A 21,095-nucleotide genomic window follows, 5' to 3' on the forward strand; every position below is an offset into this window, starting at 1 on the left:
ACAAGCAGGATGCACCTTTGCGGGTTTCTGATCGCCGGGCCGGTGGTTCATAGCCACGCAATCTGGAGAAATCCTAAGCATCGGACGGACTTTTTCAGTCTCGGTCACTACGTCGGGATTGCCCGGCTGCTGGAACGGGGAAAGTTCGACTTCATGTTCTTCGCAGACCGGTTGGCCATTGCGGATCGATATGGTGCGAGCCATGAGACCGGTATCCGCCATGCAGATCAGGATGCGACGCGAATGGATCCGGTGCCGATCCTCGGCGCAATTGCGGCGGTGACGAACCGTATCGGCCTCGGTGCGACGCGCTCGACCACATACGATGCGCCCTACAACATCGCGCGCGAGTTCGCGACGCTGGACCATATCTCCGCTGGCCGCGCGGCGTGGAATGTCGTCACATCCATGAACGACGGCGAGGCGCTAAACTATGGCGACGTTCCGCATCTCGGGCACGATGATCGATACGACCGTGGCGACGAATTCATGGAGGTCGCCTTTGGCCTATGGGACAGTTGGGACAAGGATGCCCTGCTGCTCGACCGCGAAAACGGAATCTATGCGGATCCCGGCAAGGTTCATTACCTGAATCATAAAGGACGGTGGTTTCAGTCGCGGGGGCCTCTGAACATTCCGCGGAGTCCGCAAGGACGGCCCGTCATCATCCAGGCGGGATCGTCCGGTAGGGGCAAGGCTTTTGCGGCTCGCTGGTCCGAGGTGATCTTTGCGCTCCAGCCGAGCTTGGAGCGCATGCGAGCGTTCAAGAGCGACGTCGCTACCGCGCTTGTCGATGCGGGCCGGACGCCCGATGCCAGCAAGGTACTGATGGCGATCATGCCGTTCATCGGCGAGAGCCGGGCCGAAGCGGAAGAAAAGAGAGATCTTCACGATTCGCTGGTCAACCCGCTGGTCGGGCTTTCGACCCTCGCTGCCCACGCCAATGCCGATTTCTCTCATTTCTCGCTGGAGGAGAGTGTCGAGCAGCTTCAGTCGTCGGGAAGTCAGGGAAATCTGGCCGCATTGAAAAGCATCGCGGCTGGAAAATCCATCACGATCGCGGACGCCGGTCGTATCTATGGCCAGGGCGTCATGTGCCCAAGGCTGGTCGGAACCGCAAAGGATGTTGCCGAGCAGATGGCGGAAATTGTCACGTCAGGCGCATCGGACGGGTTTGTGGTTTCGCCCGCGTTTCTTCCTGATACCTTCGAGGATTTTGTCGGGAAGGTCGTCCCTGTCTTGCAGAAGAATGGGCTCTTTCGGAGCGAATATGAGGGGGGGACTTTGCGATCTCACCTCGGCTTGGTCGCAACGTAGGACGGCAGATGTCCGAACTCGACAAACGCCTGTCACTTTCCTCGGTCGATGCCGAGCAATTCAGGGCGGCCATGCGGTGCATTGCCTCGACTGTGACCGTCATTACGAGCCGGGCGGATTCCGTGACGAACGGGATGACGGCAACCGCCGTTTGTAGCGTTTCGGCTTCGCCGCCTTGCATTCTTGTCGTCATCAACCAGGCCAATCGTTCGCACTCGCTGATCGAAGAGGCAGGTGTTTTCGCAGTGAATGTGCTGGCGTCGAACCAGTTGCCGCTGGCGCAGCATTTTGCCTCGAGACCGGACGAGCCGCTCGAGAGCGTGGAGCATCACCAGGGGCGGACAGGAGTGCCAATTCTGGGAGGATGCGCGGCCAGCCTGGAATGCCAGCTTGAATCGCAAACGAAATCGGGAACGCACTCGATCTTCGTGGGGCGGGTTGTGTCGGCCCGGGAAACAGGAGCTTCGCCATTGCTTTACTGGAGTGGCCGGTTTGCGAGCCTCGAGAAAGAGCTTCCTTGAGTGCGAGTAAGAAGCTGCGGTTCGTTCGCTCCTGGTGTGTAAAGCGGACCAAAGCTCCACATTGGACGCCGAGTGGGCTTCGCGGCGTAGCGGGCTCGCAACCACGGGCTACGATCTCGCACGCCAACCTACAATTCCTTACGCTTGGTGGTGGCGCGTGACGGTCTCTGGTTAGAATAATGTGTCCGCGAATTGGATTTGGACGATTTCATCACGTCGATGATCCTACAGTCGAGAGAGTAGCACGAACAATGCACCAGGCATTTCTGGCAAACCAGCCACTTTCCTTTTCGAACAGATCGGTAATAAGCTGCTCCCCTTGGACAATGAAGTCGCCGAGAACCTGGAGCAGTTTGCATCATTATGGGTTTGATGGAGAATAATGCCGGTGCGTGGCGTGTCGGCGTCCTGTTTTCGCAAACAGGCGTCACATCGACGATCGAGCGGACGCAGCTCAATGCCACCTTGCTGGCGATCGAGGAAATCAACGCGAGAGGAGGCATTCTGGAACGGCCGATCGAGCCGATTTTGTACGACCCTGCCTCCGATCCCAAGAAATTTCGCGCCTTCGCCGAGCGGCTGTTCCAGGTGGACAGGATCAGGCTTCTGTTCGGTTGCTACATGTCGAGCACGCGCAAAGCGGTCCTGCCGGTGGTCGAGGCGCATCGCGGATTGCTGTTCTATCCCACCTTGTATGAGGGCTTCGAATATTCGCGCCACTGCATCTATACGGGGGCTGCGCCCAACCAGAATTCGCTGCAACTCGCCAAATTCCTGCTGTCGGCCTACAACCGATTCCTGTTCGTCGGCTCGAACTACGTCTACCCCTATGAATCGAACCGCGTGATGGCCGATTTCGTGGTGCAGGGAAAGGGCAAGGTGCTGGACGAGATCTACGTGCCGCTGCGTCCGACCCCTGACGATTTCGACAAGGTCATCCACCGCATCAAGAAGACCTCGCCGGACGTCATTTTCTCCACGGTGGTCGGCAGCGGCACGTCCGTGCTTTATCGCGCTTATCGCGCGGCCGGCTTCGATTCGGCGCGCATGCCGATCGCGAGCCTGACCACGAGCGAAGCGGAGGTTGCGGAAATGGGTGCCGAAGCTGCCGAAGGCCACATCACCGCAGCTCCCTTCTTCGAGACGCTTTCCTCGCCGGCGGCAAAGCGCTTCGTCACCAGCTTCAAGGAGAAGTACGGTGCCGACGCTCCCGTCACCGCCTGCGCCGAGGCCGCCTATTTCCAGCTTCATCTGGCGTTTCGCGCGGTCGCGAAATGCGGCTCCGACGATCCCGAACAGGTGCTCGGAAACTTGCGCGACGCCGAATTCGATGCCCCGCAGGGCCGCGTCAGGGTCGATCCGGAGAACAACCACACCTTCCTGTGGCCGCGGATCGCCCGGCTCGACCGGCATGGCCGCTTCCAGACGGTCTGGAATCCCGGCGTGCGGGTGAAGCCTGATCCCTACTGTGTCGTCCAGAGCCTCGACGATTGGTCAGTCGAGCTGCCGGTGCTCCACTCATAAGCATCCCGTAACGGAGAACTGGACGTGGCCATCCAAATTCTTCGGGACTTGCGGGGATTGCGGGTTCACGTCGTGCATCCGGCCGACACCGAGCGCACCAGGCTGGTCGAGCATCTGCGCCGTATCGGGTGCATGGTCGAGACCCAGTGGCCGGTGCCCGATTGCTGGGCGGAAGGCGCCGATATCGTGCTGCTCGCGATCGAGCACGACGTGCGCGAGGAAATCCAACGGCTGTTGAAGTCGGATGCAAACCACCGGCCGACGCTGATCGCCGTGGTCAGTTACGAGGATCCATCCACGCTCCAGCTTGTGCTCGAAGCCGGCGCAGTCGCAGTGATCGAGCGACCGATCAGGCCGTTCGGCCTGCTCACCAATCTGACGATCGCGCGCAGTCTGTGGCTCGAGCGGCGCGAGGCCGAGAAACGCGTGCGCAAGCTTGAGCGCAAGCTCGCCGGTATCCAGCGTATCCAGAAGGCGAAGGTCATTCTGATGGATGGCCAGGGATTGAACGAAGCGGAAGCATACGAGACGATCCGCAGACAAGCGATGTCGAAACGTCTGTCGATGGACGAGATGGCGGCCGCGATCATCCACGCAAATGAGCTGTTGCAATACCGTTTGAAAGGTGATTAGCTTTTGTGGTGTCGCGAGAGGAAATCGTTCTCGCGACTTTTGCTGGACCATCGATGCTGCTGGTTCGGCTCAGGCTAGGTAAGCCCGAAAGATCCGCGAGGGTCTGTCGGGCTTTTTTGCTTTGTGGGGTCGATATCCGCCGCCGACGCATTAGCGTTTTCGGGGGAGCGTCCTGATCTGGGATTTTTCTGGCTTCGAAACAACGCGCTTCGGCGCGAACGGCTTGGTGCGCCTGGACACACGGGGAGCGTAGGTATGGCAATCGACAGACGGAGGTTTTTGAGGAATGGCTTGCTCGCGACTGGTACGGTGATCACGTCGCCTTGGGTCTTTCAGACCGGCGCGCGTGCGGCAGGCGAGGTCAAGGTCGGCGTGTTGTTCTCTCTGACCGGTGGTCTTTCGATTATCGAGAAATCGCTGCATGACGCGACGCTGATGGCGATCAGCGAGATCAATGCCGCCGGCGGCGTCAAGGGCATGAAGATCACGGCGATCGTCGAGGACGGCGCTTCCGATCCCAAGACTTACAACGAGAAGGCTTCGAAGCTTGTCATCCAGGACAAGGTGCCGACCGTGTTCGGTTCCTACACCTCGGCGAGCCGTAAGGCGGTGCTGCCGGTGTTCGAGAAGCGCAACAATCTCTACTTCTATCCGACTTATTACGAAGGCTTCGAATGCTCCAAGAACGTCGTCTACACCGGCGCCGTTCCGAACCAGCAGCTTTCGAACTTCATCCCCTGGATCATCAAGACGCTTGGCAAGAAGAAATTCTTCATCGTCGGATCGAACTACATCTATCCGCGCGAGATGGCCAAGGTCTCGAAGATCCTGATCGAGAAGAACGGCGGCGAATGGATCGCCGACGAATATCTCGAACTCGGCCATTCCGAATGGGGCTCCATGGTCAACAAGATCAAGAGCTCAGGCTGCGACGTCGTGTTGTCCAACGTGGTCGGTGACTCCGTGGTCGCCTTCTACCGCGAATACAAGAACCAGGGCCTCACCCACGACAAATTGCCGATCTGCGCCACCGTGACCTCCGAGATCGAGATCGCGGCGATGGGCGCGGAATATGCAGTCGGCAGCTACACCTCGTTCCCGTATTTCCAAGCGATCGACACCGACCGCAACAAGGCCTTTGTCGAGCGCTACCGCGCCTTCGTGAAGGATCCGAAGGCGGTGACCCACCACGCGCTGGAGTCTTCCTATTTCCAGGCCTTCCTGTGGAAGCAGGCGGCCGAGAAAGCCGCCGAGATCACACCGGTCGCGATCCGCGAGGCGGTGAAGGGACAGGAGTTCGATGCGCCCAACGGCCATGTGAAGATCGATCCCGAGAACCTGCACACCTATCTCACGCCGCGCATCGCGCAGTGGCTCCCGGACGGGCAGGGCAAGATCATCGACGCCTACAAGGAGCCGGTCGTGCCGCTGCCCTATGTCGCCTATGGCGAGACCCCGACCAACCTGTTCTGCACAGGCAAGGGGCTCGATACGGCCAAGCTGAAAACCTGATCGAGGCACACAGCCTCCGCCGCGCGTGCTTGCGCGCGGTGGAGGGTGGGACGGTGGCATGCTCGAAGTTCTTTTTATCGGTCTCAGTCTCGGGTCGATCCTGCTTCTGGTCGCCCTTGGCCTTGCGATCACCTATGGCGCGATGGGCGTGATCAACATGGCCCATGGCGAGATGGTGATGGTCGGCGCCTATGTCACGGTGCTCTCGGGCATCTGGCTCGGCACCAATATTTTCGTGGCGATTCCGCTCGCCTTCATCGTCACCGCGCTGCTCGGCCTCCTGATCGAGCGCGTCGTGGTGCGCAGTCTTTACGGCCGCCTGCTCGACACGCTGCTCGCGACCTGGGGCATCGCCATCCTGATCCAGCAGGCGGTGCGGCTGGAATTCGGCCTGTCGTTTCTCGGCATCCACGTCCAGGGCCTCGGGCCGGGCCTGCAGAACGTTGCCGTGCCGCCGTTCCTGCAGGGCACGTTCTCGATCCTTGGCGCCGATATCAACCGCTACCGCACCTTCATCATCCTGGTGACCGTGATCCTCGCGCTCGTGACCTGGTTCATCATCTATCGCACCTCGATGGGCACGCAGGTGCGCGCCATCATCCGCAATCCGAAGATGGCGGCGGCCTGCGGCATCGACGTGACCCGCGTCAACGCGCTGACGTTTGCGTTTGGTTCAGGCCTTGCGGGCGTTGCGGGCGTGATGATGTCGGGCTTCAAGACGGTGTTTCCCGATATGGGCACGTCGATGGTGGTCGACGGCTTCCTCGTCGTCGTCATGGGCGGCGTCGGCAGTCTGCTCGGCTCGGTGTTGTCAGCCGGCATCCTCGGCGAGATCAACGGCCTCGTCGCGGCCGCGACCAACGACATCCTGGCGCGCGCGGTCGTGTTCGGCGTCGTCATCGCCATCATCGTGCTCAAGCCGAAGGGGCTGTTTGCCCTGAAGGGGCGCTGACGATGCCGGTGAAACGCAAGATCGACTGGGCGATCTATGCCGCGTTCGTGGTGCTGATGATGCTCCTGCCGCTGGTGATGGATGCGTTCTGGCTGAACCGTGCCGCAAAGTATCTCGTCTACAGCATGCTCGGCGTCGCGGTCGCGCTGTCCTGGGGCTATGCCGGCATCCTCAATCTCGGCCAGGGCCTGTTCTTCGGCGCCGGCGCCTACATGCTGGCGATGTCGCTGAAGCTCGCGAGCACCACCAGCCTGCAGCAGGGTTCCGACAAGCCGGTACCGGACTTCATGCTGTGGAACGCCGAGCCGGGCGCGCCGACCGAGCTCTGCTGCATTAACAAGGCCTCATTCCTGTGGCTGCCGTTCCAGAGCCAGTGGTTCGGCGTTGCGATGGGGCTGATCCTGCCGGTGCTGCTCGCGACGATCCTCGGCACCATCGTGTTCCGCAAGCGTATCTCCGGCGTGTTCGTCTCCATCATCACGCTGGCGCTGGTGCTGCTGGTTCGTCTGGTGGTGATCGACTCGCAGCCCGTCACCAACGGCTTCAACGGGCTTACCGATCTCGGCTGGTTCAATGTCGCGGGCCTCGAGTTCGACCCTTACATCGTTCCCACCTACTATCTCGTCGCGGTCTCGCTCAGCCTGGTCCTTGTCGGCGCGCGGCTCCTGATCGATACGCGCTCCGGACTGATCCTGCAGGCGGTGCGCGACGACCAGAACCGGGCGCGCTATCTCGGCTTCGACGTGCCGGCCTACCAGACCTTCTTTTTCGCGGTCTCGGCGGCAATCGCGGGCTTTGCCGGCATGCTCTACGTGATCGCGTCGGAGTTCGCCTCGCCGACCTTCATGGACCTGACGTTCTCCATCACCATGGTGGTGTGGGCGGCGGTCGGAGGCCGCGCCTCGATCTTGGGCGCCTGCATCGGCGCGATCCTGATCAACACGATTTCGGCGACCGTCAGCGAGACCGAAGGCTTTGCCGAAGCTTGGAAAGCGATCATCGGCCTGATCTTTGTGCTGGTGGTGCTCTATCTGCCGCGCGGCCTTGCCGGGCTCGCGCATGACTTCATCGACCGCTTATTGGCGCGCAAGCCCACGGCCTCTCCGCAGGCGTTGCAGGTGAGCGAAACCTCGTCGCAATTGGCGGAGTAGGCGATGGCGCGGGCGGCACTCACCATCGACGGCTTGAGCGTGGATTTCGAGGGCTTCAAGGCCGTCAACGGCGTGACCATGACGGTCGACGACGGCGAGTTGCGCGTGCTGCTGGGCGCCAACGGCGCCGGCAAGACCACGCTGATGGACCTGATTTCCGGCAAGACCAAGTCGACCGACGGTCGCGTTTATCTGCACGATACCGACATCACCAACTGGGAAGAGCACAAGATCGCGCGCGCCGGCATCGGCCGGAAGTTCCAGATCCCGAGCGTGTTCAAGGAGCTTACGGTCCGTCGCAATCTCGAAGTGGCGAGCTGCAAGAAGCCGGGCGTGTTCGCCAATCTGCGCTTCGGCTTCGGCGCGGAGGCGGAGCGCAATGTCGACGAGGTGCTGGAACTGATCGGCCTCATCGAGGAGCAGGACCGCATCGCCGCCTATCTCAGCCACGGCCAGACCCAGTGGCTCGAGCTCGGCCTCCTGATCACGCAAAACCCAAAGATCATCCTGCTGGATGAGCCGACCGCCGGCATGACCCAGGCCGAGACGCACAAGACCTCGGAGATCGTCAACAACCTCAAGGGCCGTCACACGATCATCGTAGTCGAGCACGACATGGCCTTCGTGCGCGAGATCGCCGAGCGCATCACGGTGTTGCATCTCGGCCAGGTGCTGGCCGAGGGAAATGTCGAGCAGATCGAGAACAATCCGAAGGTGCGCGAAGCCTATCTGGGATCGAAGGGGATCTCGTGATGCTCGCCTTCGCCCATGTCGACAGTTTCTATGACCGCAGCCACATCCTGCACGATGTCTGCCTCGACGTGCCCGACGGCGAGGTGACCGCCGTGATGGGCCGCAACGGCACCGGCAAGACCACGCTGTTGAAGACGCTGATGGGGCTGACCGACCGGATGGGCGGCGAGATCAGGTTCGATGGCGACAACCTCGGCGCCAAGCCGACCTTTCAGCGCGCGCGGGCGGGCATCGCCTATGTGCCGCAGGGCCGTGAGATCATCCCGGACTTCTCGATCCGCGAGAACATCCTGATGGGCTCGTTTGCCCGCAGCGACGGCAAGCGCGAGATCCCGCCGCTGGTGGCCGAGCTGTTCCCCTATCTGATCGACAATCTCGACCGCAATGGCGGCGTGCTGTCCGGCGGTCAGCAGCAGCAGCTCGCGATCGCGCGCGCGCTCGCCGCCGATCCGAAGATCATCCTACTGGATGAGCCCAATGAAGGCATCCAGCCCTCGATCGTCGAGGAGATCGAGAACGTCATCATCCGCCTCAACCGGGACGTCGGGCTCACCGTCGTCCTGGTCGAGCAGAACGTATCGTTCGTCCGCCGCGCCGCGCATCGCTTCGCGATGATGGAGAAGGGGCGCGTGGTGGCGTCGGGCGAGATCGGCGAGCTCAGCGACACGCTGGTTCACCGCCACATGGCGGTGTGAGCTGGATGTCGCGGGGGGCAGGCAACGGTGCGTGAGGACCAAGAACCAGTGACCATAAAACCGCAAGGAGAGCGATATGCTGCACGGTGATATTACTTCCAGCAACGACACGGTGGGCGTCGCCGTCGTGAACTACAAGATGCCGCGCCTTCACACCAAGGCGGAGGTGCTCGCCAACGCCCGCAAGATCGCCGACATGATCGTCGGCATGAAGACTGGCCTGCCGGGCATGGATTTGGTGATCTTCCCGGAATATTCCACCCACGGCATCATGTACGACTCCAAGGAGATGTATGAGACGGCGTCCGTCGTGCCGGGCGAGGAGACCGAGATCTTTGCCGAAGCCTGCCGCAAGGCGAAGGTCTGGGGCGTGTTCTCGCTCACCGGCGAGCGGCATGAGGAGCATCCGAAGAAGGCGCCCTACAACACGCTGATCCTGATGAACGACAAGGGCGAGATCGTGCAGAAATATCGCAAGATCATGCCCTGGGTGCCGATCGAGGGCTGGTATCCTGGCAACTGCACCTACGTCTCCGAGGGGCCGAAGGGCCTGAAGGTTTCGCTCATCATCTGCGACGACGGCAATTATCCCGAGATCTGGCGTGACTGCGCGATGAAGGGCGCGGAGCTGATCGTGCGTTGCCAGGGCTACATGTATCCGGCCAAGGACCAGCAGGTGATCATGGCCAAGGCGATGGCCTGGGCCAACAACGTCTATGTCGCGGTCGCGAACGCCGCCGGCTTCGATGGCGTCTATTCCTATTTCGGCCATTCGGCGATCATCGGCTTCGACGGCCGCACGCTCGGCGAATGCGGCGAGGAGGATTACGGCGTGCAATATGCCCAGCTCTCGAAATCGCTGATCCGCGATGCGCGCAAGAACGGCCAGTCGCAGAATCATCTCTTCAAGCTGGTCCACCGCGGCTACACCGGCATGATCAATTCGGGCGACGGCGACCGCGGCGTCGCAACCTGCCCCTACGACTTCTATGCGAAGTGGATCGCCGATCCGGAAGGCACGCGCGAGATGGTCGAATCCTTCACCCGCTCGACCGTCGGCACCGAGGAATGCCCGATCGAGGGCATCCCAGCCAAGAAGGTCGCGCATCGCTGAACTGGAGTATAATGCGGCGCCGGCCGAACAGTCGGCCGGCGCACGCGAGACCATGAAAGAAAACCATGAAACAAGAGAGGATGCGCCGTCATGACTCTCGACTACGAAATCTACGACCTCGGCGACGTCAAGCTGCAGCGCGGCGCGACGCTGCGCGGCTGCGAGCTGGCGTACAAGACCTTCGGCACGCTGAACGCCGCGAAGGATAACGTCATCGTCTATCCGACCTGGTATTCGGGCCAGCACTACGACAATGAGTGGCTGGTCGGGGAGGGGCGCGCGCTCGACCCGAGCAAATACTTCATCATCATTCCGAACATGCTTGGCAATGGGCTGTCGTCATCGCCGAGCAACACGCCCGAGCCCTATAACGGCCCACGTTTTCCGCAGGTGACGGCCTACGACAATGTGCGCGTGCAGCACCGGCTGGTGACCGAGAAGTTCGGCATCAAGCACATTCGCCTTGTAACCGGCTGGTCGATGGGCGCGCTGCAGACCTTCCACTGGGGCGCGCTCTACCCCGACATGATGGACCTGATCGCGCCGTTCTGCGGCTCGGCGAAATGCTCGCGGCACAATTTCGTCTTCCTCGAAGGCGTGAAGGCGGCGCTGACCGCCGACGCAGTCTGGAAGGAAGGCTGGTACACCGAGAAGCCCGCCCGTGGCTTGCGTGCCGCGGCCCGCGTCTATGCCGGCTGGGGATTCTCCCAGGCATTCTATCGCGAGAAGCTCGATCTCGAGGCGCTTGGTTACTCCTCGCTGGAAGACTTCCTGGTCGCATTCTGGGAAGGTTTCTTCCTGCCCAAGGATCCCAACAATCTCCTGACCATGCTCTGGACCTGGCAGAACGGCGATATCAGCGACAACGAAATCTACAAGGGCGATTTCAAGGCGGCGCTGGGCGCGATCAAGGCCAAGGCCTATGTCATGCCTGGTCAGACCGACCTCTATTTTCCGCCGGAAGACAGCCAGTCCGAAGTGGAGCACATGCCAAACGCCGAGTTCGTTCCGGTTCCCTCGATCTGGGGCCACTTCGCGGGCGGTCCCGGCACCAATCCTGCGGATGTCGATTTCATCGACGCCAAGCTGAAGGAGCTGCTGGCGAAGTGACAGCCTGCAGCACGATGTGGGAAGGAGACTGCGATGCTGCGCATCGAACGCGTGCTCGGTAGCCGGCTGGAGCCGGAATTGTCCGAGGAGCTGCACCGGCTCGAGCACCGGGGCGCAGTCGATATCGTCAACGTGCCCGTGGCCGATCTGGCGCGGCGACGGCTTCTGATCACCACCCGCGGCGGCGTCGAGCTTGCGATCGCGCTGCCGCGCCACCAGAAACTGTTCGATGGCGCGGTGCTCGTGCTGGAGAACGACAGCGCGATCGTCGTGCGGGCGGCGACCGAACGCTGGCTGAAGCTCGAGCCGCGCTCGATCGCCGATGCGATCGAGCTCGGTTATCACGTCGGCAATCTGCATTGGCGTGTGCGCTTCGGCGGCGAGGTGCTGTTCGTGGCGCTCGAAGGCCGACCGGAGGATTACATCGCGCGATTGGAGGACATGGTCGCCTCGCGCCGTGTGGGCATCAGCGTGCTCGACGAGGAGGAAGACGTGCCGGATCATGCGGCATCGGAGGACGGCCACGATGGGCATCACGTCAACCAGCACGATCGAAGTCATTAAACGATGCTGTCGACCTTGCGCGCGCTATGGCAGGCGGATGGGGCGTTTCCCAGCGGCTCCTTCGCCTTCTCCTATGGGATTGAGGGCATCGTCGCCCTGCGCCACGGGCTGGACGCGCGCGAATTGAAACGGCTGGTAGCGGCGGCGCTGAAGCATCGCTGGGCCAGCTATGACCGGGTCGCGCTGTTGCGCGCCTTCCGCTGCAATGGCGATCTCGCCGTCATCGCCGCTGTCGATCGCGAGGTGGAGGCCTCGACGCTGGTCGAGAGCCTGCGTGTAGGCTCGCGCCGCAACGGAGCGTCGTTTTTGGCGTCGCATGCCCGGATCGGCAACGATCTTGCGGCCATCCTGCGCGATGTAGTGCGCTCCGGCGAATGCCTCGGCCATATCGCGGTTATGCAGGGCGCGGTGTGGTCCTCGGTCGGGCTCGACGAAAACCTGGCGCAATTGACCTCCGGCTACACCGTCGCCTCGGGCCTGATCACCGCCGCCATCCGGCTTGGCGCGGTCGGTGCGCTGCAGGGGCAGGAGGTGCTGGCTGATTGCCTGCCGCTGATCGAGCAGCTCACGATGAACGAAACGCCGCTCGAGCTCGAAAGCTTTGCGCCCTTCCTCGACGTCGCCGCGGCGCGCCACGCGCAGGCCGACCTGCGGCTGTTCGCCAATTGAGAGTGAGATAGCATGCTGCTGACGCCCACGGAACTGGAACGGTTGACGATCTTCAATGCCGCGGAACTGGCGCGCCGCCGCCGCGCGCGGGGACTGAAGCTGAACTATCCCGAAGCGGTCGCGATCATCACCGACGAGATCCTCGAAGGCGCGCGTGACGGCCGCTCGGTTGCCGACCTCATCGGTTATGGCTCTACGATCCTCTCCACCGACGACGTGCTGCCCGGCATTGCCGCGATGATGCATATCATCCAGGTCGAATGCGTCTTCGGCGATGGCACCAAGCTGGTCACGGTGCATGAGCCGATCCGCCCTCCGCCGGGTGCTGCCGCCGATGTCGAGCATCCAGGCGTGATCACCGTACGGGACGGCCAGCTCGAACTCAATGCCGGCCGGCGCAAGGTCAAGCTGGCCGCGGTCAACACCGGCGACCGTCCGATCCAGATCGGCTCGCATTTCCATTTCTTCGAGGTCAACAAGGCGCTCGAATTCGACCGCGCCGCCGCCTTCAACATGCGGCTCGACATTCCCGCCGGCACGGCCGTACGCTTCGAGCCCGGCGCGTCCAAGGAAGTGTCGCTGGTCGAATTCGGCGGACGCCGCGAACTGACCGGGCTCAACAACCTCACCGACGGCCTCGGCACCGATCCGGCCGTGCGGGACGCCGCGCTGGCGCGAGCCAAAGCACGCGACTTCAGGGGGGCATAACCGTGGCAATGATCGACCGGCGCGATTACGCCGCACTTTATGGGCCGACCACCGGCGACTCCGTCCGCCTCGGTGACACCTCGCTGATGGCCGTGGTCGAGAAGGATTACGCCGTCTATGGCGATGAGTGCCTGCACGGCGGCGGCAAGACCTTGCGCGACGGCATCGGCATGGCCGGCATCACCTCGGCCGAAGGTGCGCTCGACTTCCTGCTCTGCAATGTCGTGGTGATCGATCCCGTGATCGGCATCGTCAAGGGCGATCTCGGCATCAGGAACGGGCGCATCGTCGGCATCGGCAAGGCCGGCAATCCAGCGATCATGGACGGCGTCGATCCTCGGCTGATCGTTTCGACCGGCACCACCGTGCGCGATTGCGAGGGCCTGATCGCAACGCCCGGCGCGATCGATGTCCACGTCCATTTCGACAGCGCCGGCCTGGTCGAGCATGCGCTTGCCAGCGGCATCACCACCATGATCGGCGGCTCGCTCGGACCGATCACGGTCGGCATCGATTCCGGCGGCCCCTTCAATACCGGCAAGATGCTGCAGGCCGCCGAAGCGTGGCCGATGAATTTCGGCTTCCTCGGCCGCGGCAACTCGCATCGCGTGCCGCCGATGGTCGAGCAGCTCGAGACCGGCGTCATGGGATTGAAGCTGCACGAGGACTGGGGCTCGATGCCGGCCGCGATCGACACCTGCCTCCGCGTCGCGGACGAATACGATTTCCAGGTCCAGATCCACACCGATACGCTGAACGAATCCGGCTTCGTCGAGAACACGCTGGAAGCGATCGGCGGCCGCACCATTCACATGTATCACACCGAGGGCGCCGGCGGCGGCCACGCGCCCGATATTATCCGTGTCGCCGGCGAGATGCACTGCCTGCCGTCATCGACCAATCCGACCAATCCGTTCACGGTCAACACCTTCGACGAACATCTCGACATGACCATGGTATGCCACCACCTCAATCCGGCGATTCCGGAGGATGTGGCGTTCGCGGAAAGCCGGATCCGCGCGCAGACCATTGCGGCCGAGGACGTGCTGCACGACATCGGCGCGATCTCGATGCTCGGCTCCGACAGCCAGGGCATGGGCCGCATCCACGAGGTGATCTGCCGCACCTGGCAGCTCGCCTCGAAGATGAAGGACCAGCGCGGCACGCTGGCGGAAGATCGCGAAGGCTTTGGTGACAACGCGCGCATCCGCCGTTATGTGGCGAAGTACACCATCAATGCCGCGAGGACATTCGGCATCGCTGACCATGTCGGCTCGCTAGAAGACGGCAAACTTGCAGACATCGTGGTCTGGCGCCCGGCGTTCTTCGGCATCAAGCCGGAGCTGGTGATCAAGGGCGGCTTCATCGCCTGGGGCGCGATGGGCGACAGCGCGGCCTCGCTGATGACCTGCGAGCCGATGCTGATGCGCCCGCAGTGGGGCGCGTTCGGCCGCGCGCCGGCGGCGCTGTCGGCCTGCTTCGTACATCCGCTGGCGCTGCAGCGCGATCTCGCCGGCTCGCTCGGCCTGTCGAAGAAATTGCTGCCGGTGAAGGGGACACGCAAGCTCTCCAAGCGCGACATGCTTTGGAACGATCTCTGCCCGAAGATCTCCGTCGACCCTGAAACCTTCGACGTCTTCGTCGACGGCGCGCTTGCGACCTGTGAGCCGGCACGCGAATTGCCGCTGGCGCGGCGCTATATGCTGAGGTGATGCGATGCTCGACAAGCTGCGCCCTGCAGAGCGCACCGCAACCCACGCCAATCCTGCTGCGGCCCGTGTCGGCATCGGCGGTCCCGTCGGCTGCGGCAAGACCGCGCTGATCGAGGCGCTGATCCCGGTCCTGCAGCGCCGCGGTATCGATTTTGCCGTGGTGACGAACGATCTCGTGACCAAGGAGGATGCCGAGCGATTGCGCCGTTCCGGCCTGATCGATCCGGCGCGCGTCTCCGCGGTCGAGGCCGGTGCCTGTCCGCACACGGTGATCCGCGAGGACCCGACGCTCAACATCGCCGCCGGCGACGATCTGGAAGCGCGGTTTCCCGGGCTTGAGCTGATCCTGTTCGAATCCGGCGGCGACAATCTCGCCTCGACCTTCTCGCTCGACCTGGTCGATTGGTGGATGTTCGTGATCGATGTCGCCGGCGGCGACGACATTCCGCGCAAGAAGGGGCCGGGCCTGCTCCGCTGCGACCTCCTCGTCGTCAACAAGGTCGATCTTGCGCCATATGTGGGTGTCGAGCTCGAACCGATGCTAGCAGAGGCGGTCCGGGTGAGGGGCGGACGGCCGGTGCTTGCGACCAACGCGCGCGCCGGTGCCGGCATAGAGGCGGTTGCCGATGCGATCTCTGCCGCTGTCCTCTTCCGCATTTGACTCCGGCCGCAGCGCCGAAGCGCATCTCGCCGCGGACCTTGCCGGCGGCCGCACCGTGCTGCGGCGCCAGCATGTCGGCTACCCCTTTCACGTCACCCGCGGCTTCTACCTGGACGCGGCGCGGCCCGAACTGCTCACGCTTTATCTGCAGTCGGCCTCCGGCGGGCTCTATGCCGGCGACCGCCTCAAGCTCGATGTGGACGTTGCCGCCAATGCCGCGTTTCACCTGACGACGCAGGCGTCCACCGTCGTGCATGACGGACGCGAGGCCGGCACGCTGCAGCAGCAATCCATCACAGTCGGTCCGGGCGCGTTCTGCGCGATCGCGAGCGATCCCTGTGTGCTGTTTCCCGGCGCCGATCTGTGCCTCGACACCATCGCGACGGTGGCGGAGGATGCGGTGCTGTTCCTGGCCGACGGATTTGCCGTGCACGACCCGCGGCAGGCGGGACGGCCGTTCGCATCGTTCTCCAGCCGGCTGCGCATCCTGCGTCCCGACGGCCGCGTTCTGCTGCTCGATCGCGGATCTATCCGGGGCAATGAGGCGCGCGCCGGCTCGCTCGGCGACATGGCGGCCGCTGCGACCGTCGTGCTGATCGCTCCGCCGGACAAATTGCCCGATGTTGGAACCCTCGGCCAGATCGTTGATGGCTGCGGCTGCCTGTCGGGTGCTTCGCCTGCGCCGAACCAAGCTGGACTCGTGATGCGGATATTGGCGCCGGACGGCGGCACGCTCGCGCGCGGGCTCGAAGCGGCGTTCCATGTCGCCGGACGCGCGGCGCTCGGCTCCGATCTCGTGCGCCGGCGCAAGTAGGCTCAGCGCCGCGCCAGGCGGAAATAGAGTTCGGACAGTCGCCCCGGCAAATCCTCGATCCGGTGCACCATCATCGTGTTGCCGCGCCCGAAGATCCGCGACGCCGCCTGGATGCCGGCCTTGCCGAGCACCACGCCGTAGGCATCGACGCCGGCGTTCTTCAGGCCGAGCGCAGCGCGGCGCGCATCCTCGACCAGGTCGAGCGGATCGGACACGTCGATATCGGACGGCTCGCCGTCGGTCAGCACGATCACCAGCTTGCGGCCGGAATTGGTCTTGCCGATCACCTTTCCCGCATGGCGCAGCGCGGTGCCGAGCCGCGTCGACAGTCCCGATCTCAGCCCGGCGAGCCGGGCCACGCAGCTCCGGTCATACGGCTCCTCGAAGGATTTTACCGTGGTCATCCTGACGTCGTCGCGTCCGTCCGAGGCGAACGCCTTGAGGCTGAAGGGATCGCCGAGCCTTCCCATCGCCTCCGCCAGCACCGCAACCGCCAGGCGCTCGACATCTAGAATGGTCGCGCCGGAGGCGAGCCGGTCGCGCGTCGACTCCGAGACATCGATCAATAGCAGCGCCGCGAGATCGCGATGAACTGATGTCGACGAGCGGAACACGCGCGGATCCGGCGCCTGCCCGATGCGCAGCGCGATGCCGGCGTCGAGCGCGGCGTCGATATCGATGTCGTGGCCCCCATGCTGCCGGTTAAGACGAATGGTGCGGCCGATCCGTACCCCGCGCACCAGTCGTCCGATCCGGCTGCGCAGCGCCTCTGCATGGTCGAGCGCGGCTTCGATCAGGCGCGGATCGCCGACGTACGCCGCCACCTCGCGCACAATGGTCCATTCGGGGCGTTCGATGCCATGCGCGCGGTCCCATTCCGGATATTTTGCGATGATGGTGCCGCGCTCGTCCGGCGCCACCGGCCGGCCGCGTCCGAGCGTTTCACCTTGTTGGTCTGGTTCGTTGCCGTTGCCATCAGGCGCTTCCTGCCGCTCCATCCGCACTGCATCGACCGGCAGTTCCATCACCTCGCCTGAGGGAGGAGCGTTCTCGCCGAAGTCCCATAGTCCCAGGCCGTCGTCGCGATAGACAGGCTCGACGACGTAGGTCTTGACGTTGAACTGCACCCGCATCTGGCCGAGGTCATTGCCCAGCAGCATGCCGATCTCGCGGCTGATGGCGGGGTCGTCGATGCGAGGCAAGGCCGCCTGAAACATTGCGCGGCCCTTGACGACAAAGCTGTCGTCATCGACATAGGCGGGATCGAACAGCGCGCGCGCCAGCCGTGCCAGCAAGGTCGGTGCCGCCACCACACCCGACGGCGTCGCCACGTGATAGGGCGCCCACAGCCGCCGCAGGCCCGGCAATTGCCGCATCGCCAGCGTCTCGATACGGGCGTCCTCGACCAGATTGACGAGTGCGATCTGCAGCGGCTTCAGCGTGCCGACCGGAAACAGCCCGTTGCCCAGCACGAGATGCGCCTGCGCATGCGCCGCCGCGGCGCGGAACAGCGCTCGCGCCGCATCGCCCTGCACGCCGCGAAAGGTTTCCGGCAAGCGGATCAAGGGGCCGGCAATCGAGGTCCGCCGCTGCGGCGCCTGGCTGATGTCGGCGGCAAGGCTGCGCAGCAAAGGGGGCTTGCCCCAGAGCGCAGTGATGAACGCCTTCAGCTCGATCTCGGTTTCCAGGAATGTCACGCTGCCGACATCGCGCGCGATCATGCGGCGCGCGAGCTCGTCCTCGAGGTGGAAGAATGCCAGCCGTCGCGCCTTGTTGCCGGATGCCAATTTCAGTCCGGCCGCGACGAAATTCTCGAAGGCGTCGATCGTGCCGGGGGCGAGAATTGCGGCGATGTTGTCTGCGGTCGGCGCAACCGATTCCGGCGCCTGCTGCGCCAGCAGATCCATCACCCGCCACCATCGCGCCAAAGCCGGGCCGCTGCCGAAGAGGCGCGAGGCAATCGGCAGCGCCTTCAGGGCGGCGGTCGCAGCCTGCGCGCCGGCGTTTCGGCAGATGTCGGCCGCAATCTGGCCCGCTACCAAAAGCGGTGCGATTTCCCGATGGTCACCTGTGTTCTTGCTCGCCTCCCAATAGGCGATCAGGCAGGCGGGCCCGGCATTGACATGCGCGAGCGTCAGCACGGCGCCGGCCCAGGCTTCGAGCTCGTTCACACCGAAACGCTGCGAGAGATCGTCCCAGGCTATCAGGAACATCGGCCGCAGCGTCTCGCGTTGGAGCATCAAACGATGGATCCGGCGCGTCGCGCTGTCCTCCTCGTCGGGAGGCACCAGCTGCAGCGTGACCTGCTTGGCTGCGTTCACGGCAGGCAGGCCTGGATGGCGTCGCTGAGCGCCGCGCGGATGTCAGGGTTATCGGTGATCGGCAGCACGATGGAGGATTGCACGGCGACGTCGAGCGGCAAGCCTGCGCGCACCATCCGCCCGGCATGGATCAGCATGCGGGTGGAAGCGCCCTCGTCGAGGCCGTGGCCCTGCAGATTGCGCGAGCGCTGCGCGATCGCGACCAGGATGCCGGCAAGCTCGTCATCTGTGCCGCACTCGCGGACGATGATGGCGGCTTCCGTGGTCGGCGGCGGATAGGAGAAATCGATCGCGACGAAGCGCTGCTTGGTCGATTCCTTCAGATCCTTGACCGCGCTCTGGTAGCCCGGATTGTAGGAGATCGTGAGCTGGAAATCGCCGTGCGCCGGCACGATCTCGTTGTGCTTCTCCAGCGGCAGGATGCGGCGCGCGTCGGTAAGCGGATGGATCACTACGGTGGTGTCCTGCCGCGCCTCGACGATCTCGTCGAGGTAGCAGATCGCGCCGTGGCGCACCCCGAGCGTCAGCGGCCCGTCGTGCCACACGGTTCCCTGCGGCTCCAGCAGGTAACGCCCTGCGAGATCGGCGGCAGTCATGTCCTCATGCGCTGCCACCGTGATCAGCGGCTTGCCGAGCCGCCAGGCCATGTGCTCGACGAAGCGGGTCTTGCCGCAGCCGGTCGGTCCCTTCAGCATCACCGGCAGGCGCTCGGCATAGGCGGCCTGAAAGGTCTCGATCTCATGGCCGAGCGGCTGGTAGTAGGGCTCGTCGGCGATCCGGTAGGCGTCGAGATTCATGAAACATCCTCCGTGCATGACGAAGGATTGATGCCGCGAGGCCGAGCGCCACCGTCCCTCCGTGAATGGGATTGGCAGTCGTTGCCTTGGAACACGCTGCAGCATCGAAGCGTGCGAACAGGCGAATAGCGCCTTAGTTCAATTACAGCCCGAAAGGCCAGACAAAACAAGCGGATTCGAGCGGATCGGCCAGATCCCCATGGGCATGTACTGCACCTGAGCGGCAGGCGAACGACGGATCCATGTCAGCAATCCAACGTGGTCTCGCGCTCCCATTGCGTGAGGTGTCGTGAAAAGTCGTTCCACTCCTGGTGCTTGAGCTTCAGATAGGCCGGCACGTATTCGCCGAGGCTGTCGCTCAATAGTCTGGAGCCTTCCAGTGCTCGTAGGGCATCGAGCAGGTTGAGCGGGAGTTTCTTGACGTCCTGCACCAGATGGCCGTCAGTGTACATGTTGATGTCGAGGCGCCTGCCGGGGTCGCGGTTGCTCTGGATGCCATCGAGCCCGGCGGCCAGGATGGCGGCCTGCATGGCATAGGGATTGGCCGCGCCGTCAGCGAGGCGCAGTTCGAACCGTCCCGCTTCAGGTATTCGGATCATGTGCGTCCGGTTGTTGCCCGAGAAGGTGACCGTGTTCGGGCTCCAGGTTGCCCCGGACAGCGTGCGCGGCGCGTTGATCCGCTTGTAGGAGTTCACCGTCGGATTGAGAATGGCCGCCAGCGCGTCGGCAGAATGAATGATGCCGCCGATAAAGGCGTATCCGATCGATGAAATGCCGAGCTCGCCCTTTTCGTCTTCAAAGAGATTCCTGTTGCCCTTCCACAGCGAGACGTGGACGTGACAGCCGTTGCCCGTAAGGCCGGAGAACGGCTTCGGCATGAAAGTCGCGCGAAGCTGATGCTTCTCGGCAATCGACTTCACCATGTATTTGAAAAAGGCGTGGCGGTCGGCGGTAACCAACGCATCGCTATAGTCCCAGTTCATCTCGAACTGGCCGTTCGCGTCCTCGTGGTCGTTCTGGTAGGGATTCCAGCCCAGTTGGAGCATGCCGTCGCAGATTTCGCTGATCACCTCGTAGCGCCGCATCAGCGCCGACTGATCGTAGCAGGGCTTGGCCTGACGATCGGAGATGTCGCCGATGTTCTCCCCGTCCGGCGAGATCAGGAAGAATTCGCATTCGACGCCGCTCTTGAGCTGAAAGCCGCGGTCGGCCGCCGTCGCGATCAGTCTCTTCAGCATATTGCGTGGCGCCTGCTCGACCAGCTTGCCGCCCATCCATGGATCGGCGGCCAGCCAGCCGACCTCCGGCTTCCAGGGAAGTTGAATCAGGCTGTCCGGATCGGGAATGGCAAGGATATCCGGATCGGCCGGCGTCATGTCGAGCCAGGTGGCGAAGCCGGCGAAACCGGCGCCGTTCCTCGCCATGCCTCCGATCGCTTCGGCCGGAACAAGCTTGGCACGCTGGGTGCCCAGCAGATCGGTGTAGGAAATCAGGAAGTACTTGATCTTCCGTTCTTTGGCGGCTTCAGCAAGATCGATCGACATGGTGCCTCTTCATCAGCGGTAAG

General features: G+C 63.3%; 20 protein-coding genes. 17 read left to right on the top strand and 3 right to left on the bottom strand.

Going from position 1 to position 21,095, the window contains the following annotated elements:
• Nucleotides 1-9 precede the first annotated feature (9 nt).
• The 17 genes from OZ411_RS04460 to OZ411_RS04540 all read left to right on the top strand — a co-directional run bounded on the left by OZ411_RS04460 (nt 10) and on the right by OZ411_RS04540 (nt 16,410).
• Entirely contained in the window at nt 10-1,317 is a 1,308-nt protein-coding gene (locus OZ411_RS04460) for an LLM class flavin-dependent oxidoreductase (RefSeq protein WP_282527039.1), read from the top strand.
• Between the two features lie 8 nt (nt 1,318-1,325).
• The gene (locus tag OZ411_RS04465) at nt 1,326-1,838 is read left to right on the top strand and encodes a flavin reductase family protein (RefSeq protein WP_282526982.1); all 513 of its coding nucleotides are present in this window, start codon (nt 1,326-1,328) and stop codon (nt 1,836-1,838) included.
• A gap of 363 nt (nt 1,839-2,201) precedes the next feature.
• Nucleotides 2,202-3,362, top strand: a complete 1,161-nt coding sequence (locus OZ411_RS04470) for a transporter substrate-binding domain-containing protein (RefSeq protein WP_130582700.1) — start codon at nt 2,202-2,204, stop codon at nt 3,360-3,362.
• Between the two features lie 24 nt (nt 3,363-3,386).
• Nucleotides 3,387-3,995: an ANTAR domain-containing protein gene (locus OZ411_RS04475; protein WP_130582701.1), complete on the top strand. Its 609-nt coding sequence runs from the start codon at nt 3,387-3,389 to the stop codon at nt 3,993-3,995.
• Between the two features lie 255 nt (nt 3,996-4,250).
• The gene (locus tag OZ411_RS04480; protein ID WP_130582702.1) at nt 4,251-5,507 is read left to right on the top strand and encodes an ABC transporter substrate-binding protein; all 1,257 of its coding nucleotides are present in this window, start codon (nt 4,251-4,253) and stop codon (nt 5,505-5,507) included.
• A 58-nt stretch (nt 5,508-5,565) separates the two neighbouring features.
• Entirely contained in the window at nt 5,566-6,459 is an 894-nt protein-coding gene (gene urtB / locus OZ411_RS04485; protein WP_282526983.1) for an urea ABC transporter permease subunit UrtB, read from the top strand.
• A 2-nt stretch (nt 6,460-6,461) separates the two neighbouring features.
• Nucleotides 6,462-7,610: an urea ABC transporter permease subunit UrtC gene (gene urtC / locus OZ411_RS04490; protein ID WP_282526984.1), complete on the top strand. Its 1,149-nt coding sequence runs from the start codon at nt 6,462-6,464 to the stop codon at nt 7,608-7,610.
• Between the two features lie 3 nt (nt 7,611-7,613).
• Nucleotides 7,614-8,363 carry an urea ABC transporter ATP-binding protein UrtD gene (gene urtD, locus OZ411_RS04495; RefSeq protein ID WP_282526985.1) on the top strand — a complete coding sequence of 250 codons (750 nt, stop codon included), beginning with the start codon at nt 7,614-7,616 and terminating at the stop codon, nt 8,361-8,363.
• Nucleotides 8,363-9,058, top strand: coding sequence for an urea ABC transporter ATP-binding subunit UrtE (gene urtE / locus OZ411_RS04500; protein ID WP_130578429.1), 696 nt, complete (start codon nt 8,363-8,365; stop codon nt 9,056-9,058). Before urtD ends, urtE begins: the two co-directional genes overlap by 1 nt.
• Before the next feature lie 76 nt (nt 9,059-9,134).
• Nucleotides 9,135-10,172 (top strand): aliphatic amidase, encoded by a 1,038-nt coding sequence (locus OZ411_RS04505; protein WP_282526986.1) that lies wholly within the window; start codon nt 9,135-9,137, stop codon nt 10,170-10,172.
• Between the two features lie 90 nt (nt 10,173-10,262).
• Entirely contained in the window at nt 10,263-11,282 is a 1,020-nt protein-coding gene (locus tag OZ411_RS04510; protein WP_282526987.1) for an alpha/beta fold hydrolase, read from the top strand.
• A 33-nt stretch (nt 11,283-11,315) separates the two neighbouring features.
• Nucleotides 11,316-11,846, top strand: coding sequence for an urease accessory protein UreE (gene ureE, locus OZ411_RS04515; protein ID WP_282526988.1), 531 nt, complete (start codon nt 11,316-11,318; stop codon nt 11,844-11,846).
• 3 nt (nt 11,847-11,849) lie between these two features.
• Entirely contained in the window at nt 11,850-12,515 is a 666-nt protein-coding gene (locus tag OZ411_RS04520) for an urease accessory UreF family protein (protein WP_282526989.1), read from the top strand.
• Between the two features lie 12 nt (nt 12,516-12,527).
• The gene (locus OZ411_RS04525) at nt 12,528-13,223 is read left to right on the top strand and encodes an urease subunit gamma (protein ID WP_130578424.1); all 696 of its coding nucleotides are present in this window, start codon (nt 12,528-12,530) and stop codon (nt 13,221-13,223) included.
• Between the two features lie 2 nt (nt 13,224-13,225).
• Nucleotides 13,226-14,935, top strand: a complete 1,710-nt coding sequence (ureC, locus tag OZ411_RS04530) for an urease subunit alpha (protein ID WP_282526990.1) — start codon at nt 13,226-13,228, stop codon at nt 14,933-14,935.
• 4 nt (nt 14,936-14,939) lie between these two features.
• Nucleotides 14,940-15,596: an urease accessory protein UreG gene (gene ureG, locus OZ411_RS04535; RefSeq protein ID WP_282526991.1), complete on the top strand. Its 657-nt coding sequence runs from the start codon at nt 14,940-14,942 to the stop codon at nt 15,594-15,596.
• A complete protein-coding gene (locus OZ411_RS04540; protein WP_282526992.1) occupies nt 15,562-16,410 on the top strand; it encodes an urease accessory protein UreD in 849 nt (282 codons plus the stop codon). Before ureG ends, OZ411_RS04540 begins: the two co-directional genes overlap by 35 nt.
• Before the next feature lie 2 nt (nt 16,411-16,412).
• Here the strand turns inward: OZ411_RS04540 and OZ411_RS04545 are convergent, their stop codons facing one another.
• The 3 genes from OZ411_RS04545 to glnT all read right to left on the bottom strand — a co-directional run bounded on the left by OZ411_RS04545 (nt 16,413) and on the right by glnT (nt 21,072).
• A complete protein-coding gene (locus OZ411_RS04545; protein ID WP_282526993.1) occupies nt 16,413-18,731 on the bottom strand; it encodes a VWA domain-containing protein in 2,319 nt (772 codons plus the stop codon).
• The gene (locus OZ411_RS04550) at nt 18,728-19,528 is read right to left on the bottom strand and encodes a CbbQ/NirQ/NorQ/GpvN family protein (RefSeq protein WP_130578420.1); all 801 of its coding nucleotides are present in this window, start codon (nt 19,526-19,528) and stop codon (nt 18,728-18,730) included. The genes OZ411_RS04545 and OZ411_RS04550 overlap by 4 nt, the downstream gene beginning before the upstream one ends.
• 245 nt (nt 19,529-19,773) lie before the next feature.
• Entirely contained in the window at nt 19,774-21,072 is a 1,299-nt protein-coding gene (gene glnT / locus OZ411_RS04555) for a type III glutamate--ammonia ligase (RefSeq protein ID WP_282526994.1), read from the bottom strand.
• Between the last annotated feature and the right edge of the window lie 23 nt (nt 21,073-21,095).

It is taken from the genome of Bradyrhizobium sp. Arg237L (assembly GCF_029990105.1).
Lineage (GTDB): Bacteria > Pseudomonadota > Alphaproteobacteria > Rhizobiales > Xanthobacteraceae > Bradyrhizobium.

What these genes read in the sequence shown, in the direction of transcription:
- urtB (WP_282526983.1), top strand. Translation starts at nt 5,566, where the DNA reads ATGCTCGAAGTTCTTTTTATCGGTCTCAGTCTCGGGTCGATCCTGCTT.
- glnT (WP_282526994.1), bottom strand. Translation starts at nt 21,072, where the DNA reads ATGTCGATCGATCTTGCTGAAGCCGCCAAAGAACGGAAGATCAAGTAC.
- OZ411_RS04525 (WP_130578424.1), top strand. Translation starts at nt 12,528, where the DNA reads ATGCTGCTGACGCCCACGGAACTGGAACGGTTGACGATCTTCAATGCC.
- ureE (WP_282526988.1), top strand. Translation starts at nt 11,316, where the DNA reads ATGCTGCGCATCGAACGCGTGCTCGGTAGCCGGCTGGAGCCGGAATTG.
- OZ411_RS04510 (WP_282526987.1), top strand. Translation starts at nt 10,263, where the DNA reads ATGACTCTCGACTACGAAATCTACGACCTCGGCGACGTCAAGCTGCAG.
- urtD (WP_282526985.1), top strand. Translation starts at nt 7,614, where the DNA reads ATGGCGCGGGCGGCACTCACCATCGACGGCTTGAGCGTGGATTTCGAG.
- OZ411_RS04480 (WP_130582702.1), top strand. Translation starts at nt 4,251, where the DNA reads ATGGCAATCGACAGACGGAGGTTTTTGAGGAATGGCTTGCTCGCGACT.
- urtC (WP_282526984.1), top strand. Translation starts at nt 6,462, where the DNA reads ATGCCGGTGAAACGCAAGATCGACTGGGCGATCTATGCCGCGTTCGTG.
- OZ411_RS04465 (WP_282526982.1), top strand. Translation starts at nt 1,326, where the DNA reads ATGTCCGAACTCGACAAACGCCTGTCACTTTCCTCGGTCGATGCCGAG.
- OZ411_RS04505 (WP_282526986.1), top strand. Translation starts at nt 9,135, where the DNA reads ATGCTGCACGGTGATATTACTTCCAGCAACGACACGGTGGGCGTCGCC.
- ureG (WP_282526991.1), top strand. Translation starts at nt 14,940, where the DNA reads ATGCTCGACAAGCTGCGCCCTGCAGAGCGCACCGCAACCCACGCCAAT.
- OZ411_RS04540 (WP_282526992.1), top strand. Translation starts at nt 15,562, where the DNA reads ATGCGATCTCTGCCGCTGTCCTCTTCCGCATTTGACTCCGGCCGCAGC.
- urtE (WP_130578429.1), top strand. Translation starts at nt 8,363, where the DNA reads ATGCTCGCCTTCGCCCATGTCGACAGTTTCTATGACCGCAGCCACATC.
- OZ411_RS04520 (WP_282526989.1), top strand. Translation starts at nt 11,850, where the DNA reads ATGCTGTCGACCTTGCGCGCGCTATGGCAGGCGGATGGGGCGTTTCCC.
- OZ411_RS04550 (WP_130578420.1), bottom strand. Translation starts at nt 19,528, where the DNA reads ATGAATCTCGACGCCTACCGGATCGCCGACGAGCCCTACTACCAGCCG.
- OZ411_RS04460 (WP_282527039.1), top strand. Translation starts at nt 10, where the DNA reads ATGCACCTTTGCGGGTTTCTGATCGCCGGGCCGGTGGTTCATAGCCAC.
- OZ411_RS04470 (WP_130582700.1), top strand. Translation starts at nt 2,202, where the DNA reads ATGGGTTTGATGGAGAATAATGCCGGTGCGTGGCGTGTCGGCGTCCTG.